Origin of the sequence: Micromonospora sp. RTP1Z1 (assembly GCF_033804685.1) — a bacterium.
In the GTDB taxonomy this organism is placed as follows: Bacteria; Actinomycetota; Actinomycetes; order Mycobacteriales; family Micromonosporaceae; genus Micromonospora.
Map to the genome: position 1 here is coordinate 150,398 of NZ_JAPFQV010000003.1, position 12,401 is coordinate 162,798.

Below are 12,401 nucleotides of genomic sequence, written 5' to 3' on the forward strand. Positions count from 1 at the left end.
GGCAGGCTTGACGGTCGTGAGCACAGACGGACTGATCGTGGTCGACAAGCCCGGCGGCATGACGTCGCACGACGTGGTGGCGCGGATCCGGCGGTTGGCGCGTACCCGCCGGGTGGGGCACGGGGGCACGCTCGACCCGATGGCCACCGGCGTGCTGGTGATCGGGGTGGGTCGGGCCACCCGGCTGCTGACCTACGTGATCGGCGCCGGCAAGAGCTACACCGCGACGATCCGGCTCGGCCAGGCCACCGTCACCGACGACGCCGAGGGCGACGTGATCGCCACCACGCCGGCCGGCGCGGTGACCGAGGAGGCGATCCACGCCGCGCTCGCCGCGCTGACCGGCGAGGTCGACCAGGTGCCGAGCGCGGTCAGCGCCATCAAGATCAACGGTGAGCGGGCGTACAAGCGGGTCCGTGCGGGGGAGAGCGTCGAGCTGCCGGCCCGCCGGGTGACCATCTCCCGGCTGGACGTCCTCTCGATCCGCCGGGACCAGACCGACGTGGTGGACGTGGACGTGGACGTGACCTGCTCGTCCGGGACGTACATCCGGGCCATCGCCCGGGACGCGGGCCTGGCGTTGGGGGTCGGTGGCCACCTGACGGCGCTGCGACGGACCGCGGTGGGCGGGTTCACCCTGGCCGAGGCGGCCACCCTCGACGAGCTGGAGCAGCGCGCGCCGGAGGTGGTCAACCTGCCGCTCGACGTCGCCGCGGACCGGTACTTCCCGCGCCGGGACGCCACGCCGGACGAGGCGAAGATCCTGTCCCACGGCGGGCCGCTGGACCCGGCCGGCATCACCGGGCCGTACGCCGTCTTCGGTCCGGACGGCGGCCTGATCGCTATCGTCAGCGAGCGGGACGGGCGGGCCCGCGCGGAGATCGTGCTCGCCCCGGCCTGACGGTCGGGCGCGGATCCACCCGCCGGCGCCGGCCGGCGGGACAGCAGGGGAGGAGCGGCATGCAGCGGTGGCGGGGGTACGAGGCGGCACCCGGTGGCTGGGGGCGGTCGGTCGTCACCATCGGCGTCTTCGACGGCGTGCACAAGGGGCATCAGGCGACCATCGGCCATGCCGTGGCGCGGGCCCGGGAGCTGGGCGTCAAGTCGGTGGTGGTGACCTTCGACCCGCACCCGGCGGAGGTGGTCCGCCCCGGCTCGCACCCCGCCGTCCTGACCGAGCCGGCCCGCAAGGCGGAACTGATCGAGGCGCTCGGCGTTGACGTGCTCTGCGTGGTGCCGTTCACCCCGGAGTTCTCCCGGCTGCCGGCCGAGGAATTCGTGCACGACATCCTGGTGGAGCACCTGCACGCGGCGCTGGTCGTGGTCGGCGCCAACTTCCGGTTCGGGCACCGGGCCGCCGGTGACGTGGCCCTGCTGGAACGGCTCGGCCGCACCTTCGGCTTCGGCGTGGAGGGCGCCCCGCTGGTCGCCGAGGCGGGCACGGTCTTCTCCTCCACGTACATCCGATCCTGCGTCGACGCGGGCGAGGTCACGGCGGCGGCCGTCGCGCTGGGCCGCCCGCACCGGGTCGAGGGTGTGGTGGTCCGCGGCGATCAGCGCGGACGCGAGCTGGGTTACCCCACCGCCAACCTGCTCTGCCACCGGTACGCGGCGATCCCCGCCGACGGCGTCTACGCCGCCCGGCTGGTGCGCCGGGGGCACCGGGAGCCCCTCGCGGCGGCGGTGTCGATCGGCACCAACCCGACCTTCTCCGGGCGGGAGCGGCGGGTGGAGGCGTACGCGCTGGACTTCGCCGGCGACCTGTACGGCGAGCGGCTGGCCCTGGACTTCGTCGCCCACCTGCGCGAACAACGGACGTACGACTCGATCGAGCCGCTGGTCGCCCAGATCGCCGAGGACGTGGAGCGGACCCGCCGGGCCCTCGGCTGAGCGTCCGCCGCCCCGCCGCGCGGCCCTTCACCGGGTGGTCCCGCCGTGGGCTGGTAGGCTGGCGGAGACGTCGGCTGACCGACGTGGAGCCTCGCGTGCCTGCACGACGCCGCGGGTGCGAGGTTCGTCCGTCTCCGGTCCTCCGGACTCCGACGACGGACATCATTGATCAACCCACCGAAACAGGGAGAACATGGCGCTCGACCAGGAAGCCAGGGCAAAGATCCGCTCGGAGTACGCGACCGCCGAGGGCGACACCGGTTCGCCGGAGGTGCAGGTCGCGGTCCTCACCAAGCGGATCGCCGAGCTCACCGAGCACCTGAAGGTGCACAAGCACGACCACCACAGCCGCCGTGGGCTGCTGCTGCTGGTCGGCCGTCGCCGTCGGCTGCTCAACTACGTCCAGAAGAAGGACATCAACCGCTACCGGTCGCTCATCGAGCGGCTCGGCCTGCGCCGATGACGTGACGGGGGAGTGGCCGGTCGGCCGCTCCCCCGTTCCGGTACCACAGAAGAACAGGGCCGTGCGACCACCCGACAGGGAGCCGATCAGCGTACCGGTCTCCGGTAGTGGCCTCCGGGAATCCCGGCATCATGCCGGTCACCCCGGGCGCTTCGATCGAAGACCGGCCGTCTGAGCAGCTCCGAGTGTCGTGGGCCCATGACGCGAAGGAGCACGACAGCACATGACCGAGACCAACCTCGGCACCGAGTCCCGCACCGCGGTGATCGACAACGGGTCCTTCGGCACCCGTGAGATCACCTTCTCCACCGGTCGGCTGGCCCGTCAGGCCGCCGGCTCCGTCGTCGCCCAGCTGGGCGAGACGGTGGTCCTCTCCGCCACCACCGCCGGCAAGCAGCCGAAGGAGCAGTTCGACTTCTTCCCGCTGACCGTCGACGTCGAGGAGCGGATGTACGCCGCGGGCCGGATCCCCGGCTCGTTCTTCCGCCGTGAGGGTCGCCCCAGCGAGGACGCCATCCTCACCTGCCGGCTGATCGACCGGCCGCTGCGCCCGTCGTTCGTCAAGGGCCTGCGCAACGAGGTCCAGGTCGTCGAGACCATCCTCGCGCTCGACCCGCAGCACCCGTACGACGTCGTGGCGATCAACGCCGCCTCGATGTCCACCAAGCTCTCCGGCCTGCCGTTCTCCGGCCCGATCGGGGCGACCCGGGTCGCGAACGTCGACGGCCAGTGGGTCGCCTTCCCGACCCTGGAGGAGCTGGCCCGGGCCACCTTCGACATGGTGGTGGCCGGCCGCACCCTGGCCGACGGTGACGTCGCCATCATGATGGTCGAGGCCGAGGCGACGCCGAACGCCGTGGCCCTGATCGCGGGCGGCGCCACCGCCCCGACCGAGGAGATCGTGGCCAGCGGCCTGGAGGCCGCCAAGCCGGCGATCCGCGAGCTGTGCCGCGCGCAGAGCGAGCTGGCCGAGGTGGCCGCCAAGCCGGTCACCGAGTTCCCGGTCTTCCTGGACTACCAGGACGACGTGTTCCAGGCGGTGGCCGACCTGGCCCGCGCCGACGTCGCCGAGGCCCTCCAGATCGCCGGCAAGGCGGTCCGCGAGGAGGCCCTGGACGCGATCAAGGCCCGCGTGCAGGGGGAGCTCGGTCCGCGCTTCGAAGGCCGGGAGAAGGAGCTCAGCGCCGCCTTCCGGTCGCTGACCAAGTCCGAGGTGCGCAACCGCGTGCTGCGCGAGCAGGTCCGCATCGACGGGCGTGGCCCGCGCGACATCCGGCCGCTGACCGCCGAGGTCGGCGTGCTGCCCCGGGTGCACGGCTCGGCGCTGTTCGAGCGGGGCGAGACCCAGATCCTGGGTGTCACCACGCTGAACATGCTGCGCATGGAGCAGATGGTGGACACCCTCTCCCCGGAGAACCGCAAGCGCTACATGCACAACTACAACTTCCCGCCGTACTCGACCGGTGAGACCGGCCGGGTCGGCTCGCCGAAGCGGCGCGAGATCGGCCACGGCGCTCTCGCCGAGCGGGCGCTGATCCCCGTGCTGCCGTCGCGCGAGGAGTTCCCGTACGCCATCCGGCAGGTCTCCGAGGCGCTCGGCTCGAACGGCTCCACCTCGATGGGTTCGGTCTGCGCCTCGACGCTGGGTCTGCTCAGCGCCGGTGTGCCGCTGAAGGCGTCGGTCGCCGGCATCGCGATGGGGCTGATCTCCGACGAGGTCGAGGGCAAGACCCAGTACGTGACGCTGACCGACATCCTCGGCGCCGAGGACGCGTTCGGCGACATGGACTTCAAGGTCGCCGGCACCCGGGACTTCGTCACCGCGCTCCAGCTCGACACCAAGCTCGACGGCATCCCGTCGGACGTGCTGGCCGCCGCGCTCCAGCAGGCGAACGAGGCCCGGCAGACCATCCTCGACGTGATGCAGCGGGCGATCGAGACGCCGGCCGAGATGTCGGACTACGCCCCGCGGGTCACCACCGTCAAGATCCCGGTCGACAAGATCGGCATGGTGATCGGCCCGAAGGGTCAGACCATCAACGCCATCCAGGACGAGACCGGCGCCGAGATCTCCATCGAGGACGACGGCACGATCTACGTCGGCGCGACCAACGGCCCGTCGGCCCAGGCCGCGGTGGAGCGGATCAACGCGATCGCCAACCCGACGCTGCCGAAGGTCGGCGACCGGTTCCTCGGCACGGTGGTGAAGACCGCCGCGTTCGGCGCCTTCATCTCGCTGCTGCCGGGCCGCGACGGCCTGCTGCACATCTCCAAGGTGGGCGACGGCAAGCGGGTAGAGCGGGTCGAGGACTTCCTCAACGTCGGCGACCGGGTCGAGGTGGAGATCGCCGACGTCGACGCGCGCGGCAAGATCTACCTGGACAAGGTCCGCCCGGAGGGCGCCGAGGCGCCGGCCGCGGGCGAGGCCGCCGAGGGCGACCGGCCGGCCGGCCGGGACCGCGGTGACCGGGGTCCCCGCGACCGCGGCGACCGGGACCGCGAGCGCGGCAGCCGTGGCCCGGAGCGTGGCGAGGGTGGCGGCGAGGGTGGCGGCGAGGGCGGCGAGGGCGGCGAGCGTCCGCGCCGCCGGACCCGGCACAGCTGAGCAGTGACCGACCGGGTGGGGACGTCGTCCCCACCCGGTCGGCTCGTGACACCGCACCACCCACCCCTCGTCGAAGTGAGAGCAGGTTTCCGTGAGTCGGGCCCAGCGTTCGTCTTTTCCTGCGGGTCGACGGGGGGTGGCGCCGTCCGGCGCCGGCTGGCACGCCGCCGGGTCGCAGCCCGAGCGCGCCGGTGGGTCGGCCCGGGCGGTCACCCGCACGCTGAGTGACGATCCGCTGGGCGGCACGGTACGCCGTACCGTGCTGCCGAGCGGATTGCGCGTGCTGACCGAGGCGATCCCGGCGATGCGCAGCGTTTCCTTCGGCATCTGGGTCGCGGTCGGCTCGCGGGACGAGACCGGACCGCAGGCCGGTGCCGCGCACTTCCTGGAGCACCTGCTCTTCAAGGGCACGAAGAAGCGGACCGCCATGGAGATCTCCTCGGAGATCGAGGCGGTGGGCGGCGAGACCAACGCCTTCACCACCAAGGAATACACCTGCTACTACGCACGGGTGCTCGACGAGGACCTGCCGCTGGCGATCGACGTGATGTGCGACGCGGTCGCCGACTCGGTGCTGGAACCGGCCGACGTGGAGACCGAGCGCGGCGTCATCCTCGAAGAGATCGCCATGCACGACGACGAGCCCGGCGACGAGGTGCACGACCTCTTCGCCCGCGCCGTCTACGGCGACCACCCCCTCGGCCGGCTGATCTCCGGCACCGAGGAGACGGTCACCCCGATGACCCGGCGCCAGATCCAGAGCTTCTACCGGCGTCGCTACACCCCGCCGCAGATCGTCATCGCCGCCGCCGGCAACCTCGACCACGCCACCGTGGTCAAGTTGGTCCGCCAGGCGCTGCGCGGCACCCCGCTGGACACCGACCCGGCCACGCCGGCCGCCCACCGCCCGGCCACCCCGGAGGTACGCACCGAGCCCCCCACCACCCTGGTCGAGCCGAAGGAGACCGAGCAGGCGCACGTCATCCTCGGCTGCCTCGGCATCGACCGCACGGACGAGCGCCGCTTCGCCCTCGGCGTGCTGAACAACGTCCTCGGCGGCGGGATGTCCAGCCGGCTGTTCCAGGAGATCCGGGAGCGGCGCGGCCTGGCCTACTCGGTCTACTCCTACGCCAGCCAGTACGCCGACAGCGGTCTCTTCGCCGTCTACGCCGGCTGCGCCCCGGGCAAGGTGGACGAGGTGCTGAAGCTGACCCGGGCCGAGCTGGCCCGGGTGGCCGCGGACGGGATCACCGCGGCCGAGCTGGCCCGCGGCAAGGGCATGTCGAAGGGTTCCTTCGTGCTGGGCCTGGAGGACACCGGCTCGCGGATGAGCCGGCTGGCCAAGGGGGAGCTGCTCTACGGCGACCTGATGCCGGTGGACGAGCTGCTCGCCCAGGTCGACGCAGTGACCCTCGACGACGTGAACACCCTCGCCGCCGAGCTGCTCGGCCGGCCGATGTCCCTCGCGGTGGTCGGCCCCTTCGGCGAGGCCGACTTCACCGCCTGACGTCCGCCCGCGGAGAGCCGGCGGGGAACGCGGCACTCGCAGCGCCCGCTGCCGCAACGTGGCGTGAGCGGAGTGGCCCCTGGCCGGCGGGTGGGATGCCGGGTGGTCCCGGCGGGTGACGCCGTCCCGATTGGGATAGGTTGTGCCCCGTGACTGACGAGCAGGAGAAGAGCCCGGTCGAGCCGATCCGGGTCGGCGTGCTGGGTGCCCGCGGCCGGATGGGCATGGAGGTCTGCCGGGCGGTCGACGCGGCCCCCGACATGGACCTGGTGGCGATGATCGACCAGGGTGACTGGCTGTTCAACGCCTCCGACGCGGGCGCCGAGGTGATCGTCGACTTCACCACCCCGGACGTCGTCATGGACAACGTGCACTGGTGCATCGACCAGGGCATCAACGCCGTGGTGGGCACCACCGGCTTCACCGAGCAGCGCCTCGACCGGGTGCGCGGCTGGCTGGCGCGCAAGTCCGGCGTGGGCGTGGTGATCGCCCCCAACTTCGGCATCGGCGCGGTGCTGATGATGCAGTTCGCCGCCCGCGCCGCCCGGCACTTCGAGTCGGTCGAGATCATCGAGCAGCACCACCCGCGCAAGCTGGACGCCCCGAGCGGCACGGCGACGCACACCGCGCGGCGCATCGCGGCGGCCCGCGCCGAGGCCGGTCTCGGTCCCACGCCGGACGCCACCAAGGACGAGGTGCCGGGCGCCCGCGGCGCCGAGATCGACGGGATCCGGGTCCACGCGGTCCGGGCCACCGGGCTGGTCGCCCACCAGGAGGTGCTCTTCGGCACCACCGGGGAGACGCTGACCATCCGGCACGACTCGTACGACCGGGCCTCCTTCATGCCCGGCGTGCTGCTGGCCATCCGCGCGGTCCGCCACCGCCCCGGTCTGACCGTCGGCCTGGACGACCTGCTCGGCTGACGCCGCGCCCGGGCCGGCCGCCGCTCGGCGGCGGCCGGCCCGTCGGGTGCCACCGCCCGTCAGTCGGTGGCCGCGCCGGCAACTCCGCAACGGCGGTCAAGCACCGGACCGGGTCCACGGTGCACGCTGGAGCCATGACCACGACGGACGGCCTGACCAGCATCCTCGACTGGGTGCAGACCGGCCTTGACGAGCCGGCCATCAGCCCGGCCGATCTCGCCGCCCGTGCCCATCTCTCCCGGTTCCACTTCGACCGGCTGATCGCCGCGGCGACCGGGGAACCACCCGGTGCCCTGCGCCGCCGGCTGCTGCTCGAACGGGCGGCCCACCGGCTCGTCACCGGCGACCGCACGATCCTGGAGATCGCGGTCGAGGCCGGGTACGGCTCGCACGAGGCGTTCACCCGTGCCTTCCTGCGCGCGTACGGCGCGACTCCCACGGCCGTGCGACGGCGGCGGCCGCTCACCTTCCGGGAGCTTGAGCTGCCGTGCCCCAGCGGCGTCCACTTCCAACCCCCCGGTGGCCTGCGGCTGCCGGCAGCACACGAGGAGACCCCGATGAACGTGCTGCAGTACCTGGTCGACCACCACGTCGAGACCCTGACCGAGATCATCGACCGCGCCGCCCGGCTGGACGAGGAGATCCTCGACCGGCCGGTCACCGTCTCGGTGGAGACCATCGACGACCGGCCCACCCTCCGTTCGTTGATCAACGCGATGGTCACCCAGGAGGAACACTGGCTGTCGGCGCTGCGCGGGGGCGGCTGGCCCGACGAGAGCGACCGCTCGATCGACGGCCTGGCGGCCCGGCACGCGGTGGCCGGCCGGGACTACCGGGCCTTCGTCGCGCAGACGCTGGCGACCGGCAGCCTCGCCGACACGTTCGTCGACACCACCTGCACACCGCCGACCACCCACACCCTCGGCGGCACCATCGGCCATGTGATCACCTTCGCGGCCGTCCGCCGTACGCTCGCCATCGGAGCCCTGCACACCGCGGGCGTCACCGATCTGGGCGCGGGCGACCCCCGGCCGTACCTCGACGCACGCGCCGGCTGAGCCCATCCGGCCGCGGCGGCCGAAAGCGGTCGCCCGGGAGGGTGCCACCGCCTAGGCTGCCCCGGGTGATGATCGATTCTGGGCTGCGCGACCGGGCCGGCCGCCAGGTCACCCTCCGGCCGGTCGACGACGGGAACTGGCGGGCCGTCGCCGACGTGGCACCCCGCGACGACCAGCGCGGCTGGGTGGCCGCCCTGGCCGCCCGCTATCTCGTGCTGACCATGCGGTCGGACGTCTGGACCTCGCTGGCCGTGCTCGCCGACGAGGCCGTGGTCGGGCACGTCATGTGGGGGGTGGACGACGACGGCTCCCGGTGGATCGGCGGCATGGTGATCGACGCCGCCGAGCAGGACCGGGGCGTGGGGCGGGCCGCCGTCCGTACCCTCGCCGACTGGTTGTCCACCCAGGACGGCGGCAGTGTCGTGCGGCTGTCGTACCACCCGGAGAACGTTCCCGCCGCCCGCCTCTACAGCTCGCTGGGGTTCACCCCCACCGGTGTCATGGAGGACGACGAACTGGTCGCCGAACTCTCCCCACCTGCCCCGTGACCATGAGGTTGTCGCCGTGCCCCGCCGAGGCGGGTGACGACAACTTCATGGTCGGACGGCGTGGGGCGGTGGTCAGCGGGCGGCCGGTGACGGGGCGGTGCCGGCGGGGCGGGGGCTGGGGACGGTCGGGGTCGCGTGGGGGGTCGGGATGTCGAGCGTCAGGCCGGCCGGGAGGCCGGTGACCGTCGGGTGGCCGGAGCGGTCGACGTGGACGTCGACCGGGGCGCCGGCGACGCGGAACCGGTCGACCGCGAGCGCGCCCAGCTCCGGGCCGGCCAGCGGTCGTAGGGTCACCCGGCCGGCGGGCACGTCCGGGTAGAGCCCGACGCCGGCCTGGAGGAGCATGACCGAGGCCGCCGCCGACCAGGCCTGCGGCCGGCAGGCCGCCGGGTACGGCACCGGGCGGCCGGCCACCTCGCGGTCGTCCCCGCCGTACAGCTCGGGCAGCCGGTAGTCGAACGCCTCCGCCGCCGCGAGCAGTCCCTCGGCCAGGCCGAGCGCGGCGTCGGCGAAGCCGGCCCGGGCCAGCCCGGCGAGGACGATCGCGGTGTCGTGCGTCCAGATCGACCCGCAGTGGTACGACAGGGGGCTGAAGCCGGCGTCGTCGGTGGACATGGTGCGCAGCCCGAAGCCGCCGGCCAGCGCGTCCGTGGTGAGCAGCGCCGCCACCTGCGCCGACTCGTCCGGCGACAGCAGTCCGGTGCCGAGTAGGTGGCCGATGTTGCTGGTCAGTGAGTCGACCGGGCGCTTGTCCCGGTCCAGCGCGAGGGCCGGCTGGGGGCCGTGCCGGCCGTCCACCCAGAACGTGGCCCGGAACCGCTCGGCCAGCCGGTCGGCGTACCCGCGCCAGCGGTCGGCGCCGGGCCGGTCGAACGCGTCGAGCAGGGCCGCCCCGTCCACCGCCGCCCGGTACGCGTACCCCTGCACCTCGGCCAGCACGATGGGCGCCTGCGCGAGCCGGCCGTCGCGGAACCGGACGGCGTCGCCGGAGTCCTTCCAGCCCTGGTTGGACAGGCCGTGGCCGGTGGTGTCGACGTACTCGACCAGCCCGTCGCCGTCGGCGTCGGCGTGGTCGGCGAGCCAGCCCAGCGCGGCCTCCAGGTACGGCAGCAGCGGCTCCACCTGGTCGGCGGGCAGGCCCCAGCGCCAGGCGTCGTGCAGCAGGCTGATCCAGAGCATGGTCGCGTCGACGGTGCCGTAGTAGGCGGGCGGCAGGCGGAGACCCTCGTCGGCCAGGGCGAACTCGTGCCGGCGCAGCTCGTGCAGGATCTTGCCGGGGGCCTCGCCGCTGGCCGGGTCGACCCGGGTGCCCTGGCGGCGGGCCAGCACCCGCAGCGTGCCGGCGGCCAGTTCGGTGCCGAGCGGCAGCATCATCCGGGCGGCCCAGAGGCTGTCCCGGCCGAACAGGGTGAGGAACCAGGGGACGCCGGCGCCGAGGAAGACGTCCGCGGGGCGGGCGGGGTCGGCCAGCCGCAGCCCGCGCAGGTCGGCCAGCGACCGGTCGAGGAGGCGGGTCAGGCGGCGGTCGTCGGCGCGTACCCGGGGGTCGGACCAGGTCGGCTCGCCGGCGGGGGCGGTCACCACGGCGTTCGGGTCCTCGACCGTGAGCCGCCAGCGCAGGGTCACCGCCCCGCCGGGGGCGAGGTCGACCGGCCAGCTCAGCCGGGGCGCGGTGGCCCGCTCGCCGGTGGCGTCCACCCGGGCGGCCTCGCCGGTGACCGTCACGGTGATCCCGTCGGCGGCCCAGCTGACCTGGCCGGGTTGGCCCGCCTTCGCTTCCAGTGGCGCGGTGGCGCCGCCGGACTTGACCACCTCGATCGGGGCCAGGTCGCAGCCGAGGTCGACGCTGACCGTGGCGCGTACCGGCGTCGTCGCGGTGGAGACGACGTGCAGCTCCTCGCTGATGCCCGTGGGCCCCGCCCGGCGGACCCGGTCGACCCGGACGGTCGGGTCGGGGCCGGGGTCGCCGAGCCAACGGGCGAGGCCGACGAAGCGGGTGGTGTGCGCGTCGACCGCACCGCGGGTCAGCCCCTCGGGCTCCCGGTCGTCGACGCGCAGCTCGGCCCGGGAGAGCACCCGGGCGTCGGCGTGGAAGACGCCCTGCACGCCGCTCGGGCGGATCTGGCCGGCCGCGTCACCCAGCGCGCTGGTGGGGGCGAGGACCACCCCGACCAGGTCGTGCAGCAGGGGTTGCAGGTGGCGTTCGGTCACGGGGTACTCCTGGTGCTGGTCGGTGGTACGGGTGTCGCGACCGGGTCGTCCCGGGGTGGAAACGGATGTCTTGACAGATCGTCCCGGCCGGTGCAAAGTGCGAAACATTCCGGAAACTTTGAACGATCTAATCCTGCCGTAAGGGAGTTGGATCGTTCAAGGCGGCGAGAGGGATTTTGTGCCTGACAAGGTGACGATCGCGACGGTGGCCCGGCACGCCCAGGTCAGTCGGCAGACCGTCTCGAACGTGCTCAACGCGCCGCACATCGTCCGCGACGAGACCCGGCGACGGGTGCAGGAGGCGATCGCGGAGCTCGGCTACCGGGCCAACCAGGCCGCCCGGCAGATGCGGACCGGGCGCTCCCGGCTGATCGCCGTCCGTATCGAACCGACCCGGGACGGGATCAACGGCTCCGTGCTCGACCGGTTCCTGCACGGCCTCACCGAGACCGCCGACGCCGCCGGCTACCGGGTCATGCTCTACACCGCCACCGGCGACGACCAGGAGATCGCCACCTACGACGACCTGCTCGGCGCGTACGAGCTGGACGGCTTCGTGCTGACCGGCACCGACCACGGCGACCCCCGGACGGCCTGGCTGGCCGGCCGGGGCGTGCCGTTCGTGACCTTCGGCCGGCCGTGGGACGCCCCCGAGTCGCACCCCTGGGTCGACGTGGACGGCGCCGCCGGCACCGCCCAGGCCACCTCCCGGCTGCTCGCGAACGGCCACCGCCGGATCGCCTTCATCGGCTGGCCGGAGGGGTCCGGCGTCGGCGACGACCGGCGCGCCGGCTGGCGTACCACCCTGACCGCGGCCGGCCTCGACCCGGACGGCCTGCACCGGGAGACCGAGGACGGCGTCGCCCACGGCGAGCGGTTGATGCGCGACCTGCTCGCGACCCCCGAGGCGCCGACCGGCGTGGTCTGCGCGAGCGACTCGCTCGCCCTCGGCGCGCTGAAAGCCGTCCGGGCGGTGGCCGCCCGGGCCGCCGTCATCGGATTCGACGACACCCCGGTCGCGGCGGCGGTCGGGTTGACCAGTGTCAGTCAACCGCTCGCGGCCGCCGCCGCCAGCTGCGTCGAGCTGCTCACCGGCGTGCTCGACGGCCACCCCACCGACCCCCACGTGCTGCTCCAGCCCGCGCTGGTGCTGCGGCACACCGCGTGATCCCCCGTTTCCCCCACCAGGAGAAGAA

10 protein-coding genes are annotated in these 12,401 nt (G+C 73.5%); 9 read left to right on the forward strand and 1 reads right to left on the reverse strand.

The genetic code is table 11. The features are described 5' to 3' along the window. Nucleotides 1-16 precede the first annotated feature (16 nt). The 8 genes from truB to SLP03_RS03070 all read left to right on the forward strand — a co-directional run bounded on the left by truB (nucleotide 17) and on the right by SLP03_RS03070 (nucleotide 8,994). A complete protein-coding gene (truB, locus tag SLP03_RS03035; protein ID WP_319458936.1) occupies nucleotides 17-901 on the forward strand; it encodes a tRNA pseudouridine(55) synthase TruB in 885 nt (294 codons plus the stop codon). 59 nt (nucleotides 902-960) lie between these two features. Next, the gene (locus SLP03_RS03040) at nucleotides 961-1,890 is read left to right on the forward strand and encodes a bifunctional riboflavin kinase/FAD synthetase (protein WP_319458937.1); all 930 of its coding nucleotides are present in this window, start codon (nucleotides 961-963) and stop codon (nucleotides 1,888-1,890) included. Nucleotides 1,891-2,083: 193 nt separating this feature from the next. After that, nucleotides 2,084-2,353 (forward strand): 30S ribosomal protein S15, encoded by a 270-nt coding sequence (gene rpsO / locus SLP03_RS03045; protein ID WP_319458938.1) that lies wholly within the window; start codon nucleotides 2,084-2,086, stop codon nucleotides 2,351-2,353. 223 nt (nucleotides 2,354-2,576) lie between these two features. Next, nucleotides 2,577-4,958 (forward strand): polyribonucleotide nucleotidyltransferase, encoded by a 2,382-nt coding sequence (locus SLP03_RS03050; protein WP_319458939.1) that lies wholly within the window; start codon nucleotides 2,577-2,579, stop codon nucleotides 4,956-4,958. 136 nt (nucleotides 4,959-5,094) lie between these two features. Further along, complete coding sequence (locus tag SLP03_RS03055) at nucleotides 5,095-6,465, forward strand: pitrilysin family protein (protein ID WP_319458940.1); 1,371 nt, start codon at nucleotides 5,095-5,097, stop codon at nucleotides 6,463-6,465. 149 nt (nucleotides 6,466-6,614) lie between these two features. Further along, entirely contained in the window at nucleotides 6,615-7,388 is a 774-nt protein-coding gene (dapB, locus tag SLP03_RS03060; protein WP_319458941.1) for a 4-hydroxy-tetrahydrodipicolinate reductase, read from the forward strand. Between the two features lie 134 nt (nucleotides 7,389-7,522). After that, complete coding sequence (locus SLP03_RS03065; protein ID WP_319458942.1) at nucleotides 7,523-8,446, forward strand: AraC family transcriptional regulator; 924 nt, start codon at nucleotides 7,523-7,525, stop codon at nucleotides 8,444-8,446. A gap of 68 nt (nucleotides 8,447-8,514) precedes the next feature. After that, complete coding sequence (locus SLP03_RS03070) at nucleotides 8,515-8,994, forward strand: GNAT family N-acetyltransferase (protein WP_319458969.1); 480 nt, start codon at nucleotides 8,515-8,517, stop codon at nucleotides 8,992-8,994. A 72-nt stretch (nucleotides 8,995-9,066) separates the two neighbouring features. On the opposite strand, the gene SLP03_RS03075 is transcribed toward SLP03_RS03070, so the two are convergent. Beyond that, the gene (locus tag SLP03_RS03075; RefSeq protein ID WP_319458943.1) at nucleotides 9,067-11,205 is read right to left on the reverse strand and encodes a glycogen debranching N-terminal domain-containing protein; all 2,139 of its coding nucleotides are present in this window, start codon (nucleotides 11,203-11,205) and stop codon (nucleotides 9,067-9,069) included. A gap of 178 nt (nucleotides 11,206-11,383) precedes the next feature. On the opposite strand from SLP03_RS03075, the gene SLP03_RS03080 reads away from it, so the two are divergent. Next, nucleotides 11,384-12,373: a LacI family DNA-binding transcriptional regulator gene (locus SLP03_RS03080; RefSeq protein ID WP_319458944.1), complete on the forward strand. Its 990-nt coding sequence runs from the start codon at nucleotides 11,384-11,386 to the stop codon at nucleotides 12,371-12,373. The last annotated feature ends 28 nt before the right edge of the window (nucleotides 12,374-12,401 follow it).

Excerpts from the sequence above, each read along its gene's own strand:
- SLP03_RS03040 (WP_319458937.1), top strand. The coding sequence starts at position 961 with ATGCAGCGGTGGCGGGGGTACGAGGCGGCACCCGGTGGCTGGGGGCGG.
- rpsO (WP_319458938.1), top strand. The coding sequence starts at position 2,084 with ATGGCGCTCGACCAGGAAGCCAGGGCAAAGATCCGCTCGGAGTACGCG.
- SLP03_RS03050 (WP_319458939.1), top strand. The coding sequence starts at position 2,577 with ATGACCGAGACCAACCTCGGCACCGAGTCCCGCACCGCGGTGATCGAC.
- SLP03_RS03065 (WP_319458942.1), top strand. The coding sequence starts at position 7,523 with ATGACCACGACGGACGGCCTGACCAGCATCCTCGACTGGGTGCAGACC.
- SLP03_RS03070 (WP_319458969.1), top strand. The coding sequence starts at position 8,515 with ATGATCGATTCTGGGCTGCGCGACCGGGCCGGCCGCCAGGTCACCCTC.